Source organism: Nocardia sp. CA-128927 (assembly GCF_050955855.1).
Lineage (GTDB): Bacteria > Actinomycetota > Actinomycetes > Mycobacteriales > Mycobacteriaceae > Nocardia.
On the sequence record NZ_CP192087.1, the window covers coordinates 6,821,614 to 6,839,996 of the forward strand.

Here is an 18,383-nt window from a genome sequence, read left to right on the forward strand (position 1 = left end):
CTACTCCGCCGCCAACGCGAACGCGGCTTCGGTTATCCTGCCCACCATCCAGCGCAACGTCCGCGACACCGCATCCCGCTGCGCGCCGCCGTCGGCCAGCGCCAATCGTGCGCCCGTTTCGCTGGCGCTGATCACCGCGTAGCTCAACAACTCCGCGTCGACCTCCCGATCATGCAGCGCGGCCACCGCCATGATCCCCGCTTCGATCTGCTGCCGAATCTCGTTCCTGCCGTGCTCGATTCGTTCGCGTGCCGCTGCGGGCAGGCCGTCGCCGGACATCAAGACCAGCTGCCACGTCTCCGGTGCGGACAGCACGAGGTCCAGGTAGATGTCGACGCCGTCCATCGCCAGGCCGACAGCGATGTCGGCCGGATCGGTGTCGGGCGAGAGAATCGGCGTCCCGGTGGCCGCCATCGCCACCACCCGCGCCTTCTCCCGGTCGAGCAACGCCGCGAAAACCTCGTCGCGGTCACCGAATTCGGCGTAGAGCGCGGGCCGGGTGACACCCGCGGCACGCGCGATCGCGTGCATGCTGACCCCGACGTACCCCTCCCGGACGATGACCCCCCGCGCCGCATCCAGGATGCGCTCGCGTCGCGCCGACACGGTCTCCTCCAGTAGTGCTCGATCGGTGATCATCAGGTCTGTCGACCGGTGATCCGGTGGCGCCAGTGTACGCATCGGCTATAACTGCCGCGGCGGCATCGGGGTCGACGACTGCTGATCAAAGTTCGGATACTACGTGCTCACCAAGGCCCTGGTAGCGAAATTGACACTGTTGTTCTCGAGCGGAACCGGTGTTACCGTGTGCCGAGCGTTGGTGGGCCCGATCACAGTTGGACGAACAACCGGCGCGCGAGCAAGCGACCTCACCGAAGCGGTTGTCGAGAACTGTCAACACCCTGGCCAGCTGAGCCACGAGCAACTCCCCGGTGCGACTTACCGTGTGGAGAGACCTCGTCCCGGATCGCCGAACGATCCGTACACGAGGCGGTAGGAGGATTCATGGAGGACGCTCCCCTGCTCACTGAGCAGGCAGGTGCCGCCTCGGCCGGGCAGATCGTGCGCGAGAACCTCACCGGCACCGCGCTTTCCAGCCTGCGCACCTTCGGGCGCGCGGTGGACCTCGGCCTCGAGTCGGTGCGCGGCACGGTGACCGATGTGCTCGGCCTGCGCTTCCAATGGTCGGAAATGCTGCGTCAGGCTTGGTATCTGATCACCGTGACGGCGATACCCGCGGTGCTGATGGCGATTCCGTTCGGCGTGGTCGTGTCGGTGCAGATCGGCAATCTGATTCACCAGCTCGGCGCCGACTCGATGATCGGTGCCGCGGGCGGTCTCGGGGTGATCCAGCAGGGTGCGCCGATCGCCACCGGGCTGCTACTCGGCGGCGCGGGCGCTTCCGCGATCGCCGCCGATCTCGGCGCGCGGACCGTGCGCGAGGAGATCGACGCGTTGCGCACCATGGGGATCAGCCCGGTACATCGGCTGGTCATCCCGCGGGTGACGGCGATGCTGCTGGTCGCGCCGCTGCTGAACATCCTGATCATCTTCGTCGGCATCGTCTCCGGGTACGCGGTCGCGATCGGCGCGCAGAACGTGACGCCGGGCAGCTACTGGGCGACGTTCGGTTCGTTCGCGGTACTGGCCGACGTGTGGATCTCGCTGGCCAAGGCGATGCTGTTCGGGTTCATCGTGGTGATCGTCGCCTGCCAGCGTGGGCTGGAGGCCAAAGGCGGGCCGCGCGGGGTGGCCGACGGGGTGAATGCCGCCGTGGTGGTGTCGGTCGCCGGGATCATCCTGGTGAACCTGGTGATCACCCAGGTGGTGGCGATGTTCTTACCGTTGCGGGTGGCCTGATGACCGCGTCACCGTATGCCCCGAGAGGGCTTGGCTGGGCGTATCGCGTTGTCCGGCAACGCGGTCGGGTCCTCGCGCCGATCGAGACCGCCGGGTTCATGCTCGGCTTCGTCTTCCAGGCACTCTGGGCCATCCCGCTGACGCTGCGCCGCTACCGGCCGCAGACGATGCGCACCATCACCGACATGACCTGGGGCCGTGGGTCCGTGCTCGTCGGCGGCGGGACGGTGCCGATGCTGGTGGTACTCGGCATCGCGATGGGCGCGGGAGTGGGCATCCAGTCCTTCGCGGCACTGGATCTGCTCGGGCTCGGCCCGGTGACCGGCGTGGTGTCCGCGTTCGCGAATACCCGTGAGCTGGCACCGATCGCGGCAGCGGTCGGGTTCGCCGCGCAAGCGGGCTGCCGGATGACCGCGGAGATCGGCTCAATGCGCATCTCCGAGGAGATCGACGCGCTCGAATCCCTTGGACTGCGGTCGATTCCGTTCGTGGTCACCACGCGGGTGATCGCGGGGGCGGTCGCGATCGTGCCCACGTTCCTGATCGCACTGGTGCTCAGCTATGTCGCGTGCTCGACGGTGGTGGTGCTGCTGCACGGTCAGGCGGGCGGCGTGTACGACCACTACTTCTTCCAGTTCACCAGCGGCTACGACGTGCTCGCCGCGGTGGTGAAGATCCTGGTCTTCGGTGTCGCGGTGATCCTGATCCATTGCTACTACGGCTTTTTCGCCTCCGGCGGGCCCGAAGGCGTCGGTATCGCGTCCGGCCGGGCGGTGCGGGCGAGCTTCGTCGCGATCGTCGCCCTGGACATGGTGTTGTCGATCCTGCTGTGGGGCGTCAACTCCGCCATCGAGTTCCCGGGGTGAGCTGATGCCGAACTACAGCATGCCCGGCGTCTCCATGACCCGTCGCGGCTCACTGATCCTCGGTGCGCTGGCCATCGTCACGACCACCGTGGTAACTCTCGGCTGGCGTGGCGTTTTCGATGACGCCGACCCGGACCGGGTGCGAATTCAGTTGCACACCGAGCAGATCGGCGAAGGGGTCATCCCCGGCACCAAGGTGCGGATGGACGGCGTGACAGTCGGCGAGATCGCAACGATCACCGGTGCCGAACAGGGCCGCCAGCTGATCACCCTGGATCTGGATCGCACCGAAACCGCCTCCCTCACCGACGCTTTCACGGTCGACTACGCACCGGACAACCTGTTCGGGATCAGCGCGCTCACCCTGCGCCGGGCCACCGGCGGTGCCGCGCTGCACGAGGGCACGGTGGTCGACCTGGCGGGCAAGAACGCGGACAAGGTCCTGGATGTGACGATGGGCAGCCTGCTGCGCGCGCTCACCGAAACCTCCACCGACGTACTCACTCCGAAGCTCACCGAGCTGATCTCCCGGTTCAACGGCGACTTGCACGCCTTCACGGCGCTGTTGGAGGCCATCGTCACGCTCAACCGCGCGGTCGCCGACACCCAGCGGTACCCGACGCCGTACCTGCTGGATCAGTACGCCTCCTTCTTCGGCGGGATCGGCGCCTTCACCTCGGCGACCTTCCGGCTGCTCGACGCCATCATGAATATCGAGGTGTTCGTCAACGATCGGCCGAAGTACGACGCGTTCATCGGCATGGTCGTCAACGACGTGTTCCCCACGGTCGGCCAGGTCGGTGACGCGGCACGCGGCCAGTTCCTCGGCTACGCCCAGATGCTCACGCCACTACTGGAAGCCATGGCCGCGACGGTGCCCGACCCGCAACGCAGCCGCGCCGAAAGCACTGAACTGATCGACCGGCTGAACCGGATGTTCGCCGATACCCCGGAGGGTCCCGCGGTGAACGTGGCGGTGGTGTTGCGCGGCATGCCGGGGATCGCTGGGCCGCTGTTCGGCCAGCCGGGTCTCGGGGGTGTGCGATGAAGCAGTTGTCCATCCGCTCGATTGTGTTGCGGCTCAGTATCTTTACTGTCGCAATGGTGGTGCTGCTGGTCGTGGTCGCGCAGGCGATCACCCGGCCGATCGGCGGCGACACCGAGACGTTTCGGGCGCGGTTCACCGATGCGAGCGGCCTGAAGACCGGCGATGACGTGCGCATGTTCGGCGTGCAGGTCGGCAAGGTCACCGAGATCGACCTCGACGGCGCGACGGCGGTCGTTCGGTTCTCGGTGCAGCGGGATCGGCCGGTCTACGACAGCAGCGTGCTCGCCATCCGCTACCAGTCGCTGACCGGGCAACGCTACGTCGACATCAAACAGCCGGATCGGCCCGCCGCTCGACTGCGGCCGGAATCGACTATCGCCGAGGCGAATACGATTCCTTCGTTCGACGTCACCCAGCTGTTCAACGGGTTGCAGCCGGTCATCGCCCAGTTCTCCCCCGGCGCGCTCAACCAGTTCACCGAGAACGTCCTTGCCGTGATCGACGGCAACGGCTCCGGCATCGGGCCCGCGCTGGAATCCCTCGACAAGCTCAGCCGATTCGCGAGCGACCGGCAGGCGGTGATCAGCACCATCGTGGCCAACCTCGGCACCATCTCCAGCCAGATCGGCGGCCGCTCACCGCATCTGGTCACGCTGCTGCGCGGGATCGCCGAGGTGTTCACCGCGTTTCGCCAAAAGCTCGACGGGCTACTCGATTTCGCCGCCGTGGCGCCGTCCGCGCTCGGGCCGCTCAACAGCCTGATGGACACCCTCGGCTTCACCGAGAACACCAACCCGGATCTGATGACCGATCTGCGGCTGCTGTTTCCCGACTCGCAGGCGGCGCTGGACGCACTCGGCCGACTGCCCGGACTGCTCCAGGCGCTGAGCGCGGTGCTGCCGCCCGACGGCGCCGCGGCGAGCGAGGTGAACCTGACGTGTTCGAAGGGTGCCGCCCAACTTCCCGAGGTGATGCAGGTGCTGGTAGCCGGGCAGAGGATCACGATATGCAACGGGTGACGCCACCAACGGGCTTGCTGCACAAGCTGATTCCGGATCACGGGCACGTCGACCGGCACGAGGCCGCCAAGAACCGGCGGGAACTCCGGCTCGGTGTGGTGGGAGCCGTGTTCGTCGCGATGCTGCTGTTGATCACCGCGGCGATCTACGTGGTGCCGATCGGCAAGTCCACCTACACGGCCGAGTTGGCCGAGGCGCAGTCGGTGAAGGTGGGCGATCAGGTGCGCGTCGCCGGGATCACCGTCGGCGCCGTCACCGGGTTGAAGCTGAAGCCGGATCGGGTGCGCATGAGCTTCACCGTCAAGCGAGGTGTATTCCTCGGCGATGCGACATCGCTGGAGCTGCGGATGCTGACCGCGGTCGGCGGCCACTATGTGGCGCTCTTCCCGGCGGGCGCGAAGGCGCTCGGCGACAAGGCCATTCCGATCGACCGCACTCGGCTGCCCTACAGTCTGATCCGCACCTTGCAGGACGCGGCGCAGCCCACCCGCGACGTGGACGGTGAAACACTGCGGAAAAACCTGGCGGCCCTACAGGATTCGCTGGATCAGAGTCCTGACGCGCTACGGCAGATGGGCGGGGCCGTGCAATCGTTCGTGGACATCTTGAACCGGCAGAACGCCGAAGTGTCGCGCGCGCTGACGGTGATGAGCGAATTCCTCGGCACCATCGACCACAACAAGGGCCTGGTCGGCGAATTCGTGCGCCAGATCGGGATGCTGCTCGTCGCCGGGCTGGACAAGCGGGCCGAGATCGAGGTGGCGTTGCGGATCACCGCGCAACTGCTGTCCCGGATCGCCGCGCTCGAACCGTCGTCGCGTGAGGTGCTGGAGCCGCTGGCCGGCAAGCTGCGCGAGACACTTCCGCAGCTGTCCGAGCTCGGGGCACAACTGGATGTCGCGATTCCGGCGTGGCGGGAGTTCCGCGATCGCCTGGTGGCCGCCGCAGGACCCGACGGGGTCGTGATCGATCAGGCCGCGCTGACGCCGCAGCTGTGTGTCCCGGTGCCGGGGCGGGGGTGCTGATGAAACGTCTGCTTGCCGCACCGGGTTTCGTCACCGTCGTCGGCGCGCTGCTGCTCGCCGTCGTCGCTGTCACGGGCTATGTCATCGCGTTCGATCCGGCCAAGAAGATGCTGAGCTACTGCGCGCTGATGCCGGACGCGGTCGGTCTGTACACCGGCAATCAGGTGACCACCCTCGGCATTCCGGTCGGCACGGTCACCGCGATCCGGCCGGAGGGCACCGCGGTCCGGGTCGATTTCGAGGTGGCGGCCGATCATCCGCTGCGCGGGCAGCCCTCCGCGACCACCCTGTCGGACAGTCTGGTCGCCGACCGCACGCTCGCCGTCTTCGGTGAACCGACCGCACCGGCCGAATGGGACCGGAGCCGTTGCGTCACCAAGACATTCACGCCGAAGAGCATCAGCCAGACCCTGGAAGGCTTCTCACAGCTCGCGTCTCAGCTCAACGGCGGTGACAATCCGGCCGACAAGACGCGGATCCGAGACGGCGTCAACGCTTTTCAGTCGGCCACCGCCGACACCGGGCCGCGGCTCAATGCGTTGATCAAGGACCTGGCCGGTGCGCTGCGGCAGCCGGATGCCGCGATCGGCAACATCGGGCACCTGATCGATGCGTTCGCGTCGATCGCCGCGAGCATCTCGACGAACTGGGACGACATCGCCACGGTGCTGGTGCGCGCGAACACCGGCATCGCGTTCGTCAACGACATCTGGACCAGGGTCGTGCAGATCGCCGATTCGCTGCTGGTGCTGCTGCCCTGGCTCAACCGCCTCGGCCGTGACTACGGCAGGCCGCTGCTCGGCGCGCTCGACGGCGCGGTGCCGGGGTTGCGGCTGCTGGCTGCGAATGTCGGTTCGCTGCAACAGGTCGTGTCGATGATCCCGTCGGTCCTGAACGCCTTTCAGCAGTCGGTCGACCCGGTCACCGGCTGGCCGCGGATCACCTACGCGGCACCGAAAGTGGCGCTGCCCCAAGAGCAGGCGGATCAGATCTGCGCGGCGATCAATGTGGTGATTCCTGGTCAGTGCCACTCCGCCGAGAACGGGCTCTCCGCAGTGGATCTCGTGCCGACGGTGCTCGGATCGGTGGGTGCGCGATGAGCAGGTCTGTACGACGACCATCCAGGCTCGAGTCCGGCATAGTCGCGGCCGCGGCGGCCGTGCTGCTGACGGCGTCGGGCTGCGCGTTCGATCCGGCCACGGTGCCGGTGCCCGGCGCGTCCGTGTCCGGCCCGACCTATCAGGTACGCATCGAACTCGCGAACGCGCTCAACCTGCCCACACAGGCGAAAGTGGTCGCCAATGGCGCGCAGATCGGCAGCCTGCGCTCGGTGCACGTGGTTGACCCGACGGCGACCAGCAGCGGCCGGGTCGATGCGATCGTCGAGATCTCGAGCTCGGTCAAGCTGCCGACGAGCACCACGGCCCAGCTACGGCAGAACACCTTCCTGGGCGACATCTACATCGGACTCACCACTCCGGCAACGGGTTTCACCGACATGATCCCCGACGGCGGCACTATCCCGCTGCGGCAGACCAAGGCCGCGCTACAGGTGGAGGACCTGCTGGCGGGCATGTCGACCTTCGTCGGCGGCGGCGCGCTGCAACAAGCCCAGGACATCGTCAACCGGGTGAACGCCGTACTGCCGCAGCAGCCGACGGAGACCGCGCGGATCTTCGAGGTGCTCGGCCGCGACGCACAGGATGTCGCGGCCGACACGGGCTCGGTGGACCGGATGCTGGATGCGATCGAGCAGGATCTCGATGCGGTGCTGGACAATCCGACCCAGCTGGACGCGTTGCTGAGCGAACGTGGCGCCGTGGAGATTCCGGCCGACGCGCAGTCGCTGGTGCTGACGCTGGGCGTGGTCGGCGGACTCGGCGTCGTCGGTCATGCGGTGCAGTGGCTGGGGCCGTTGCTGGAGGCCGGTGACGCGACGGCCAAGGCGCTGGTGCCACTGCTGTTCGCGAGCCGTCCCCTCGACCTGAACTCGCCGTCCAACCTCAATCGGGTGGTCGCACTGCTGCGCGACAAGATCATCCCGTTCGCGGAGCGGGGACCGAAGATCAATGTCACGCGCGTCGATATCGAGGGCGCGGCGAACACCGACGAACAGGTCGCGCGAATCATCGACAACCTGCGGATGATCGGAGTCGTCCGATGAGGTTCGCGGGCAAGAACTTGGGATCCATCGCATCGCTCGGCTCGATCGGCGCCATCCTGGTCCTCGTCGGTTCGTATCTCACCTTCGGCGTGGTTCGGGTCGACTGGTTCACCGAAAGCACCAGCGCGACCATGCTGCTCGCGGATTCCGGTGGGCTCTTGCCGCGGTCCAAGGTGTTGTTGTCCGGCATCGAGATCGGTCAGGTGACATCCGTTGCGCACCAGGGGCGGTCGGTGGAGGTGGCGTTCCGGTTCGATGCCGAGTATCGGGTTCCGCTGGCGAGTTCGGCACGGATAGAAGCGCTTTCGGGGCTCGGCGAGCCCTATCTCGAGTTCCGGCCGACCGCGGCGGGCGGGCCGTATCTCCAGGACGGGCAGCGGGTCGACGCGACCACCGTGGCCGAGCCGGTCTCGATCCCGGAGGTCGCGCGCACCGCGACGCGGCTGCTCGAACAGCTCGACCCGCAGGCGATCGCGAGCATCGTCGAGACGTTCGAAAAGGGTTTCGCGGGAACCGAAGCCGTCATTCCGCAGCTGTCCCGGTCCACCGATCTGCTCGCGGCAACGCTGCTCAGTCGCACCGATCTGATTCGTCAGATGCTGGTGGCCATGCAGTCGCGGGCCACCGAGCTGTCCTGGGCCGGGCCGGAATTGGCGAAGGCCGCAGGGCCGTGGGCCGAATTCGGGCCGCGGGTGGGCGAAGTCGCCGCCGCTGTCGCGCGGATCGCTCGATCGGGCGACATCCCAGGGGACTACCTCATCGACACCGATGAAACCATCGGCTTGATCCCGTTGTTGCAGCAGCTCGCTGCGAAGATCAACCAGCTCGGGCCGGACCTACAGACCCTGCTTCCGGTCTTCGAACCGGTGGTCGCGGCGACCACCGGGGTGGCGCACCGGATCGACCTCGGCGCCCTCATTTCCCAGGCGCTGCACGCCACCAGTCCGGACGGCGCGCTGAACCTGCAGATCACTGTCAAATAGACCAGACGGAGTTGCCACTCATGCCAGAGCTGACGAAGACGATCGAATCCGACACCGCGCCAACGACATCCGAGCCCGCCACGCGCCGTCCGGCAAGTGATCGTTCGGTGAGTATCCAGATTCCGACCCTGATCCGCGGCACGGTCATCGCACTGCTCGTACTGGCAGTAGGCACGCTGTCCGCCTTTCTCGTGCTCGCGCGCGGCGAGCTGGCCGACGTCCGGGCCGCGGCGGCCGATGACCGGCACGCCGAGCAGGTCGCCACCGACTACGCGGTCGGCGCGTCGTCCATCAACTACGCGGACATCAACACCTGGATCGGCAAGTTGCGGGCCAACACCGCGCCCGCGCTGGCGAGCAAGTTCGATGCCGTCGGCCCGAAGATGGGCGAACTGCTCACCCCGCTGAAGTGGACCTCGACCGCGACCCCGGTGGCGGCCAAGGTCACCGCGCGGAACAACGGCGTGTACACGGTGAATGTGTTCGTGAATCTCACCGTCGCGAATGTGCAGAACCCGCAGGCCGGTCAGGTGACCGCCACCTACACGGTGACGGTCGACCAGCACTCCGACTGGAAGATCACCGAGGTCGGCGGGATGAATCAGGCGCTGCCGCTCAAGTAGTCCGGACCGCCGGTGCGCGCAGCAACGTGACGCTCACCGCGAGCAGCCAGAGAATGGTCAGGCCGCCCGTGGTCGCCGTGGTGCCCCAGCCGTTGGCCGCGTAGAAGTTCGCCGGGTCGTTCCCGCAGAACATCGACGGCACGAAGGCCAGGTGGATCGCGGCCAAGCCGAACGCCGACCACATGGTCCAGCGCGGCAGCAGAGCGGTGCCCGCGATCGCGCAGCCGAAGGCCGTCAGGAACAAGGCGATCAGCAGCTTCGACAGCGAGCCGTAGAGCAGATACGTGCCGGTGACGGCGATGGTGGGATCGATCGGGTCGGGCGCGGCGATGGCCGCGCCGACCTCGAGGCAGGTCGCGACGGAACTGACCGTCAGCCACATCACTCCGGCGACCGCGCAGATCGAGCCGATCCACGCGTACTCCGGGCCGCGCGCCCGCAGCAGATGCGGGAGCCCGATCATGAACACCACCAGCAAGATGTTGCCGATGAGTCCGAACATGCTGCGGGCGATGATGTTCCAGTCCGGTGGTGGGCCGCCGTAGATGAAGTAGAGCGGTAGTTCGACGAGCATCAGGATCGTGGCGACCAGGCCTGCCGTGCCGGTGGTGCGTCTGATGACGGAGCTGTCCATGGACTCTCGCTTTCGCTGACCTGCCCGCCCTCGACCAGGTTCTTTCCTATTTAGTATATCTCTTATACTATAAGACGCATGCTAACGTTCCGGCCGTTCGAGCACAACCGCTGAGGAGGCGAACGCACGATGGTCGACGACACCCCGCCGAACGAGCTCGTCCGCCTGTGGCGCCTGCCCGTCGGTCCGCGGCTGGGCCGCCCGGCCGGGCTCGACGTCGATCTGGTCGTCCGCACCGCCGTGCAGCTGGCCGACCGGGACGGGTTGCCGGGCGCCACCTTGCCGAAGATCGCCGAAACCCTCGGCGTCACACCGATGTCGCTCTACCGCCACATCGGGTCCAAGGAAGAGTTGCTCGTGCTAATGGCGGATGCCGCCCTCGGCACACCCCCGACTTTCCCGGCGCCAGTGGATGATTGGCGCCCAGCACTGCGTGAGTGGGCCTTCGCCCTCTGGTCGGGGCATCGGCAACGCCCCTGGCTGACCCAGCTGCCGATCGCCGGGCCACCCAGCGGCCCCGGTTCCGTCGGCTGGATGGACTCCGGCCTACGTGCCCTGCGCGCCACCGGCCTCGACTCCGGCGCGAAGGTCGGCGTAGTGATGGTGGTCAGCGGCTACGTCCGCCAGGCGGACCTGCTCGCCCAGCAACTCGAACAGGGCAGGCGCACAACAGGTCTCGATGAAACCGAAACCAACCGCGACTACGCCCGCCACATGGCTCGCCTGGTCGATCCGGAGCACTACCCCGACGCGGCCGAACTCTTCAGTTCCGGCCTGTTCGAATCAGCAACCCCACCAACAACCCCCGACCCGACTCAGGACGATTTCGAGTTCGGCCTCGAGATAGTCCTCGACGGCGTCGCCGCAACGATCGCCCGCACCGGTTAGCGGCCGCGCGAAATCAGTTGTTTCGCACCACGATGCCGAGGTGGCGGGCGAAAGCTGGTGCCAGTTCCATCAATTGGCCGTTGTCGATGGTGGCACCGCGGAGGGAGTCCAGGCCGTCGGTGATGTCGAGGGCGCGGGCGCCGCGCAGGTCTACCTTGGTCAGTTTGACTCGGTTCAGAACCATGCTTTCCAGGATCGAGCCGGGGAAGGTCACGTCGGTGAGGGTGGCGTCGCCGAAATCGCAGTCGCGCAAGACGCATTCGACGAAGGTCACGTCGCGTAGTTGGGCGGTGCGGAAGTTGACGGAGTCGAACTTGCAGCCCTCGAAGCGCACGCGGCGCAGCCTGGAGCCGGCCAGGTCGACGCCGGACATGGCGCCGGCGATGACTTCGCTGTCGATCCAGCCGGTGTCGGCGAGTTCGGTGCCGATCCAGCGGACGTTGCGCAGCCAGACGTCGGCGAACCTGGTGTGCCGCATGCTGCCTCGATTGAACGCCAGCGAGGTGAAGGCCGACTCGCTGAACCGGGCGTTCTGCACGTTGACGTCGTCGAGCTCGCCGCCGTCCAGATGCACGCAGTCGTAATCGCCTTCCGGCTCGAGGTCGCCCGCCAAGGCCGCGAGATGGCGCGCGTAGGGCAGGTCTTCGAGCTCGCCGGGCATGCGGGTTCCTCCTGGTGCTGGTTCGTGGTGCGTCAGCGGTCGAGTATTCCGGTCGGCACCGACAGGTTCATCCCCCGGTCTCCCCCGGCAGGTCACCGAGCCGGGCGGCACGGCCGTTCAGGTAGCGCTGCTGCGGGATGCTCAGAGCCTTGTGCGCGGCAAGGAGATACGCGGCGCGCGCGGCCGTGATGTCGCCGGTGGTTTCCAGCAGGTGCGCGCGGACGGCGTGCAGGCGGTGGTCGTCGGCGATGCGGCCGTCGGCTTCGAGGTCGTCGACCAGTTTCAAGCCCGCGTGTGGGCCACGTGCCATGGATACCGCGACGGCGTGATTGAGCGCGATCATCGGATTGTCGACGAGGGCGAGCAGGCGTTCGTAGAGCAGCATGATCTGTGGCCAGTCGGTCGCCGCGTAGGTCGGTGCTTCGTCGTGCAAGGCGGCGATCGCGGCCTGGAGTTGATACGGGCCGGGGACACCGCGCGGCAGAGTCGCCGTGATCAGTGCAACGCCCTCGGCGATGGACTCGGCGTGCCAGCGGCCGCGATCCTGCTCTTCCATCGGGACGAGTTCACCACCCGGACCGGTACGTGCCTCGCGGCGCGCGTCGGTGAGTAGTAGCAGCGCGAGCAGACCGGCCACCTCGGTGTCGTCGGGCAGCAGCCGATGCACCAGGCGGGTGAGCCTGATTGCCTCCGTGGACAATTCGACGCGCTGCAGCCTGGTGCCGGAGGTGGCGGCATAGCCCTCGGTGAAGATCAGGTAGAGCACGTGCAGCACCGCGGCGAGGCGAACATCGCGGTCGCCCAGCGCCGGGGGCGCGAAGGGAACGCCGCTGTCCTTGATCGCCTTCTTGGCTCGGCCGATGCGCTTGGTCATGGTCGGTTCGGGAACCAGGAAGGCGCGGGCGATCTCGGCGGTGGTCAGGCCGCCGACCGCGCGCAGGGTGAGCGCGACCTGCGACTGCGGCGAGAGCGACGGGTGGCAGCACAGGAACAGCAGGATCAGGGTGTCGTCGGAATCCGTCGGCTGCCGGTCGGCGGGCGGGGTCAGCCAGTCCTCGGGCAGCGCCCACCGGGCGACCGTCTCCTCGCGCTGTTTTCGGGCCTGCTCGCTGCGCAGCAGATCGGTCAGTCGGCGGGACGCAACCGTGATCAGCCAGGCCCGCGGATTGTCGGGGACGCCTTGGTCAGGCCATTGCGTCGCCGCGGCGAGCAACGCTTCCTGTACCGCGTCCGCGGCGGAATCGAAATGGCCGTAGCGGCGCACCAGCGCGGCGAGGACCTGCGGCGCCGCGGAGCGCAGCAGGTCCGACACCTGATCAGTCGGCATATCAGCCGAACTCGGGCGGCGCCTCGGCGATCGGGCGCACATCCGCGTAGGCGGTGTCGCCGATATGCGCGGGCGCCGGGCACTTGCCGAGCTCGGCCGCGATCTCGGTGGCCCGGTCGAAGCTTTCGCATTCGACGATCCAGTAGCCCGCCAGGACCTCCTGCGTCTCCGCATATGGTCCGTCGGTGACGAACGGTGCATCGCCCGTGCCGCCGATCCGCCGGGTATGCACCGGATCGGCCAGCCCGCGGGTCTCCACCAGCTCGCCGGACTGCTCGAGCCGATTGTTGAAGTCGGTCATGAACTCGACCATCGCCGCCACCTCCGCGGCCGTCCAGGCGGGCTTGCCGGTGTCCTTGCCCGCCATGCCGTCGTAATCCTGCTGCGAACCGTAGCTCAGGATCATGTACTTCATGACAACTCCTCTGCGTCGTCGGCACCCCGTCGGCGCCGCTCAGCAGAAACGTCGGAGCCGCTGACCATTCTCGGACATCCGGTCGAAGAATCCCCGGAGGAGTCCCGGCCGCATCGCTCGATGCGCATCATGGCCGGTTCGCGTCGATGACTCGGCGCCCGCCTCGGCGTGCGTGACATGCTGGATGCCATGGAGATCGATGGAACGGTAGCGCCCGGATTCGAGGCGGTTCGGACGGCATTCGCCGCGAACTTCGCGGAGCAGGGCGATATCGGGGCGGCAGTGTGCGTGTATCGCGACGGGCAGCCGGTGGTGGACCTGTGGGGTGGGCTGGCCGATCCCGACACCGGGCGGCCGTGGGAGCGCGACACGCTTCAGCTGGTCTACTCGGCGACCAAAGGGGTGGTCGCCACTGCGGCCCATCTGCTCGTCCAGCGCGGTCAGCTCGACCTGGACGCACCGGTCGCGCAGTACTGGCCGGAGTTCGCGGCGGCGGGTAAGGGCGCGATTCCGGTGCGCTGGTTACTGACTCACCAGGCGGGTCTCGCGGCGATCGACAAGCCGGTGCCGCTGGCCGACGCGCTGGCCTGGACGCCGATGGTCGAGGCGCTGGCCGCGCAGACGCCGAACTGGACGCCGGGTACCGACCATGGCTATCACGGGCGCACCTACGGCTGGCTGGTCGGTGAGGTGATCCGCCGCATCACCGGACGTACCGTCGGGCAGTTCCTGGCCGAGGAGATCGCGGGGCCGTACGGCGTCGACTTCTTCATCGGATTGCCTGCCGCCGAACAGCATCGGGTCAGCCGGTTGGTGTTCGCGCCGAAGCCGGATCTGGAGTCGGTGCCGGATGAGCTGATCCCGGAGCCGATGCGGCCGATGGTCGCGGCGATGCGTGATCCGGAGTCGTTGGCGAACAGGGCCTTCCAGGTCACCGACCCGCCGGACATCGACTTCAACTCCCCCGCCGTGCACGCCGCGGAGCTGCCCGCCAGCAACGGCATCGGCACCGCCCGCGGGCTGGCCCGGGTGTATGCGTCACTGGTCGGGGAGGTCGATGGCACGCGGCTGCTCACCCCGGAGACCCTCGATGCCGCCATCCGCGAGCAGACGAGCGGCATCGATCGGGTCATCATGCTGCCCGACCGCTATGCCAGCGGATTCATGCTGCCGATCGCGGATCTCACGCTCGGCGGGCCGAATTCGTTCGGGCACCCGGGACGTGGTGGGTCGCTGGGCTACGCCGACCCCGAACGCACCCTCTCGTTCGCCTACGTCACCAACCACATCGTCGAAGGCGCGCTCGACCTGCGCGCCCGCAACCTCGTCGATGCCCTAGAGACCGCCCTCAGCTAGCACCGCCGCGCACAGTCTGTCGCCCCGCGCACGAATTTGCCCGCAATCTCGTGCGCGGCACGGCAATGCGTGCGCGGCGCGGCAATGCGTGCGCGGCGCGGCAATGCGTGCGCGGCACGGCAAAGCGTGCGCGGCACGGCAAAGCGGGCGCGGCGCGGCGTGGCAAAGCGTGCGCGTTGCCGCCCTCAGCTAGCACTGCCGCGCACAATCTGTCGCCCCGCGCACGGATTTGCCCGCAATCTCGTGCGCGGCAGGGCAATGCGTGCGCGGCGCGGGAACCGCGAGGGGTTCAGCGGAGTGTGCGGATCCAGCGGCGGGTTTCGGCGGGGTCGATGACGTCGTCCAGTTCGTGCAAGGTGGCGGCCGTCAGGGCTTTGCCGGTGGCGTAGGCGATGGCGACCAGGTTGTCGAACGCTTCCTGTCGTTTGCCGGGGTCTTCGATGGCGGCGAGTTCCTTCGCGAAGCCCAGGCGGACAGCGCCTTCCAGACCCATGCCGCCGATTTCGCCGGTGGGCCAGGCGATTACGAAGCGGGGCGAACGGAAGGAACCGGCGGCCATGGCTTGGGCACCTAGCCCGTAGCCCTTGCGGAGGATGATGGTGCCCCAAGGCACGGACAGGGCCGCCGCATCGATGAAGAGGCGGCTGAACTTGGTAACGGTGGCGTCTTTCTCGGCATCCGGGCCGACCATGAAACCCGGTGTGTCGCAGAGGGAGACGATGGGCAGATTGTTGGCTCCGCACAGGCGCAGGAAGGCGCTGAGCTTGTCGGCGGCGGGAGCGTCGATGGCACCGCCGAGGTGATGGCAGTTGTTGGCGATGAGTCCGTAGGCGTGGCCTTCCACCCGGATCAGGGCGGTGACGATGCCGACAGCCCAGTCGGGGCGTAGCTCGAGGACGGAATCGAGGTCGGCGACGGCTTCGATCGCGTCACGGATATCGAAGGCGTGCAGCCGGTTCTCGGGGATCACATGGCGGGACAGGCGCGGGTCCGGTGCGGTCCAATCATCCACCGGCCCTTGGAAATAGGCGAGGTACCGCTTGGCGATGCGCACCGCCTCGGCTTCGTCGTCGGCGACGATGTGCACGACGCCGTTGCGGCGTTGGACCTCGATGGGGCCGATGTCTTCGGGGGCGTAGACGCCGAGGCCGCCGCCTTCGATCATGGCGGGACCGCCCATGCCGATGTTCGCGTCGGGGGTGGCGATCACGACGTCGCACATGCCGAGCAGGGCGGCGTTGCCCGCGAAGCAGCGGCCGGACACAATGCCGATCAACGGGACTCGGCCGGACAGCGCGCCCATCGCGCGGAAGGTGGTGAAGTCGAGGCCGGAGATGCCGCCGGTGTCGGTGTCGCCGGGACGACCGCCGCCGCCTTCGGTGAAGAAGACCACCGGAAGGCGTTGGGTGCCGGCCATTTCCAGCATGCGGTCGGACTTGGTGTGACCGCGGTAGCCCTGGGTGCCCGCCAGAACGGTGTAGTCGTAGGACATTACGACCACCCGGGTGTGGTCGGCGCCGAAGCGGTCGGCGTTGATGGTGGCGACTCCGCCGATCAGGCCGTCGGCGGGGGTGTTCGCGATCAGGTCTTCTGGGCTGCGGCGCAGTCGTTGGGCGGCGACGGCCAGGGCGCCGTATTCGACGAAGCTGTCGGCGTCGACGAGGTCGGTGATGTTCTCGCGGGCGGTGCGCCTGCCGAGTCGGTGGCGTTTGGCGACGGCGGTGGGGCGGGCCTCGTCGAGGCCGATGCGGTGCCGTTCGCGTACTTCGGCGAGGTCTGGACGGACCGCATCGAGGTCGATCGCCGCGATATCGGCGACGGTTCCGTCATGGTCGGCCTCGGTCCAGATCAGCAGGGGCGCATGCGGATCCACCGTTGCGCCCGGCGCTGCTACCTGCCGTCGGATGCGCAGCGGTCGTTCGGCGCGCAGGACGTGTTGCATCTTCATGGCTTCCAGGACGGCGACCTCGGCGCCTGCCGCGACGACGGTGCCGGGTTCGGCCAGGCTGACCACGGTGCCGCCCATGGTCGAACGCAGGGTCTGTTCGTCATCTTGCAGGACAACGGAATCCGGGGCGACGACGGTGGTCGGCTCGACGTGCAGTGCGGGCGCGTAATCGACTGCCTTAGTTGTCGGCTCGTGCAGGTTCTGTTCGAACCATTCGGTCGAGACGGTAGCCCCGTCGGAGAGCTGATCCAGCACCGCCCGCAACAGCGCCGCATTCGTATCGACGCCGACCACAACGGTTTCGGCCAATGCGTCCGAGCAGCGGCGCAGTGCCGCGGAGTACGACGGACCGCGGGCGATCACCTTGGCCAGCAGTGAATCGAACTGTGCCCCTTGCCGCATACCGGCGTAGGCGGCCGTGTCGACGCGCACGCCGACACCGGTCGGCCCGGCGAACTGGACCACGGTGCCGGTGCTGGGCAGCACATCGCCACCCGCGGTGATGATTTCGGCGTTCACCCGCGCCTGCACGGCGTAGCCGCGTGGTGCACCAGCGGGCAAGTCGAGGTCCTCGAGCGTGTGCCCCTGTGCCAGATCCAGCTGGATCGCCACGAGATCCACGCCCGTCACCTCTTCGGTGACGGTGTGCTCGACTTGCAGTCGCGGGTTCACCTCGAGGAACCACGCATCGTCACCGCGCACGAGGAACTCGACGGTGATCACCCCGCGACAACCCACCGACTCGGCGAGCCGCACCGCGTCACCGTGCAGCTGTTCCCGCAGTGCCGCAGCAAGATTCGGGGCAGGCGCCACTTCGATCAGTTTCTGATGCCGCCGCTGCACACTGCAATCGCGGTCACCGATGGCGACGGCACGCACGCCGTCCGCGACCACCTGAACCTCGATATGCCGCGCGTCGGCCACTAGTGCTTCCGCATACACCGCGTCGTCGCCGAACCCGGCCAACGCCTCCGCCCGGCACCGCTCATACGCTTCCCCCAGCGCTTCCAGCTCCCGGACCACCCGCATCCCGCGTCCGCCGCCACCAGCAGCGGCCTTCACCATCACCCCGTCCGGATGCCCGGCAAGCAGCGCGGCCATCTCGCCGACCCCGGCGGCCGCCGACGTCGCCACCAACACCGGCACACCGGCCCGTTCCGCCGCCGCCCGCGCGGCAACCTTGTCACCGAACGTGCGCAACACCTCCGGTGCCGGACCTACGAAAACAAGCTCGGCGGCCGCACAGGCGGCAGCGAGATCCGCACTCTCACTGAGGAATCCGTATCCCGGATGGACCAACGCCCCCGGCCCCGCCTTACGGGCCGCCGCGACCACAGCACTCACGTCCAGATAGGCAGCGGCACCTTCCCCGGAAAGCTGCACCGCATCATCCGCCAACCGGACGTGCAACGCGTCCCGCTCCGCCGCGGTGTACACCGCCAACGTCGCGTATCCCCGCTCCCGCGCGGCCCGCAAAACCCGAACCGCCACCTCACCCCGGTTAACCACCACCACGCGCATTCAGCCAGTCTCCCGCATCCCGATCGCACGTCGAACGGGACGTAC

The 18,383-nt window shown here is 67.8% G+C and carries 17 protein-coding genes; 11 read left to right on the forward strand and 6 right to left on the reverse strand.

The window, feature by feature from the left end; all coding sequences use genetic code 11:
- The gene (locus ACQPW1_RS31305; RefSeq protein WP_433655362.1) at nt 1-639 is read right to left on the reverse strand and encodes a TetR/AcrR family transcriptional regulator; all 639 of its coding nucleotides are present in this window, start codon (nt 637-639) and stop codon (nt 1-3) included.
- A 366-nt stretch (nt 640-1,005) separates the two neighbouring features.
- Here ACQPW1_RS31305 and ACQPW1_RS31310 point away from each other — a divergent pair, with 366 nt between their 5' ends.
- Genes ACQPW1_RS31310 through ACQPW1_RS31350 form a run of 9 tightly spaced genes read left to right on the forward strand, consistent with a single transcriptional unit; the run spans nt 1,006 to nt 9,588 of the window.
- Nucleotides 1,006-1,860 carry an MlaE family ABC transporter permease gene (locus ACQPW1_RS31310; protein WP_433655363.1) on the forward strand — a complete coding sequence of 285 codons (855 nt, stop codon included), beginning with the start codon at nt 1,006-1,008 and terminating at the stop codon, nt 1,858-1,860.
- Nucleotides 1,860-2,726, forward strand: coding sequence for an ABC transporter permease (locus tag ACQPW1_RS31315; RefSeq protein WP_433655364.1), 867 nt, complete (start codon nt 1,860-1,862; stop codon nt 2,724-2,726). The genes ACQPW1_RS31310 and ACQPW1_RS31315 overlap by 1 nt, the downstream gene beginning before the upstream one ends.
- Nucleotides 2,727-2,730: 4 nt before the next feature.
- The gene (locus tag ACQPW1_RS31320) at nt 2,731-3,774 is read left to right on the forward strand and encodes an MlaD family protein (protein WP_433655365.1); all 1,044 of its coding nucleotides are present in this window, start codon (nt 2,731-2,733) and stop codon (nt 3,772-3,774) included.
- On the forward strand, nt 3,771-4,793 hold the full coding sequence (locus ACQPW1_RS31325) for an MCE family protein (RefSeq protein ID WP_433655366.1): 1,023 nt from the start codon (nt 3,771-3,773) through the stop codon (nt 4,791-4,793). Before ACQPW1_RS31320 ends, ACQPW1_RS31325 begins: the two co-directional genes overlap by 4 nt.
- Complete coding sequence (locus ACQPW1_RS31330; protein ID WP_433655367.1) at nt 4,781-5,818, forward strand: MlaD family protein; 1,038 nt, start codon at nt 4,781-4,783, stop codon at nt 5,816-5,818. Before ACQPW1_RS31325 ends, ACQPW1_RS31330 begins: the two co-directional genes overlap by 13 nt.
- Nucleotides 5,818-6,918, forward strand: a complete 1,101-nt coding sequence (locus ACQPW1_RS31335) for an MlaD family protein (protein ID WP_433655368.1) — start codon at nt 5,818-5,820, stop codon at nt 6,916-6,918. The genes ACQPW1_RS31330 and ACQPW1_RS31335 overlap by 1 nt, the downstream gene beginning before the upstream one ends.
- On the forward strand, nt 6,915-7,982 hold the full coding sequence (locus ACQPW1_RS31340; RefSeq protein ID WP_433655369.1) for an MlaD family protein: 1,068 nt from the start codon (nt 6,915-6,917) through the stop codon (nt 7,980-7,982). Before ACQPW1_RS31335 ends, ACQPW1_RS31340 begins: the two co-directional genes overlap by 4 nt.
- Nucleotides 7,979-8,965, forward strand: coding sequence for an MlaD family protein (locus ACQPW1_RS31345; protein ID WP_433655370.1), 987 nt, complete (start codon nt 7,979-7,981; stop codon nt 8,963-8,965). Before ACQPW1_RS31340 ends, ACQPW1_RS31345 begins: the two co-directional genes overlap by 4 nt.
- Nucleotides 8,966-8,985: 20 nt before the next feature.
- On the forward strand, nt 8,986-9,588 hold the full coding sequence (locus ACQPW1_RS31350) for a hypothetical protein (protein ID WP_433655371.1): 603 nt from the start codon (nt 8,986-8,988) through the stop codon (nt 9,586-9,588).
- On the opposite strand, the gene ACQPW1_RS31355 is transcribed toward ACQPW1_RS31350, so the two are convergent.
- On the reverse strand, nt 9,581-10,222 hold the full coding sequence (locus tag ACQPW1_RS31355) for a hypothetical protein (RefSeq protein ID WP_433655372.1): 642 nt from the start codon (nt 10,220-10,222) through the stop codon (nt 9,581-9,583). The genes ACQPW1_RS31350 and ACQPW1_RS31355 overlap by 8 nt on opposite strands.
- Nucleotides 10,223-10,351: 129 nt before the next feature.
- Here ACQPW1_RS31355 and ACQPW1_RS31360 point away from each other — a divergent pair, with 129 nt between their 5' ends.
- A complete protein-coding gene (locus tag ACQPW1_RS31360; protein ID WP_433655373.1) occupies nt 10,352-11,110 on the forward strand; it encodes a TetR/AcrR family transcriptional regulator in 759 nt (252 codons plus the stop codon).
- A 13-nt stretch (nt 11,111-11,123) separates the two neighbouring features.
- Here ACQPW1_RS31360 and ACQPW1_RS31365 read toward each other — a convergent pair whose 3' ends face one another.
- The 3 genes from ACQPW1_RS31365 to ACQPW1_RS31375 form a co-directional block, all read right to left on the reverse strand.
- Nucleotides 11,124-11,771, reverse strand: a complete 648-nt coding sequence (locus ACQPW1_RS31365) for a pentapeptide repeat-containing protein (protein WP_433655374.1) — start codon at nt 11,769-11,771, stop codon at nt 11,124-11,126.
- A gap of 67 nt (nt 11,772-11,838) precedes the next feature.
- Nucleotides 11,839-13,098 carry an RNA polymerase sigma factor gene (locus tag ACQPW1_RS31370; protein ID WP_433655375.1) on the reverse strand — a complete coding sequence of 420 codons (1,260 nt, stop codon included), beginning with the start codon at nt 13,096-13,098 and terminating at the stop codon, nt 11,839-11,841.
- Between the two features lies 1 nt (nt 13,099).
- Nucleotides 13,100-13,513 carry a YciI family protein gene (locus ACQPW1_RS31375; RefSeq protein WP_433655376.1) on the reverse strand — a complete coding sequence of 138 codons (414 nt, stop codon included), beginning with the start codon at nt 13,511-13,513 and terminating at the stop codon, nt 13,100-13,102.
- A gap of 189 nt (nt 13,514-13,702) precedes the next feature.
- Here ACQPW1_RS31375 and ACQPW1_RS31380 point away from each other — a divergent pair, with 189 nt between their 5' ends.
- The gene (locus ACQPW1_RS31380) at nt 13,703-14,869 is read left to right on the forward strand and encodes a serine hydrolase domain-containing protein (RefSeq protein ID WP_433655377.1); all 1,167 of its coding nucleotides are present in this window, start codon (nt 13,703-13,705) and stop codon (nt 14,867-14,869) included.
- 289 nt (nt 14,870-15,158) lie between these two features.
- On the opposite strand, the gene ACQPW1_RS31385 is transcribed toward ACQPW1_RS31380, so the two are convergent.
- Nucleotides 15,159-18,338 carry a carboxyl transferase domain-containing protein gene (locus ACQPW1_RS31385; RefSeq protein WP_433655378.1) on the reverse strand — a complete coding sequence of 1,060 codons (3,180 nt, stop codon included), beginning with the start codon at nt 18,336-18,338 and terminating at the stop codon, nt 15,159-15,161.
- Nucleotides 18,339-18,383 lie beyond the last annotated feature (45 nt).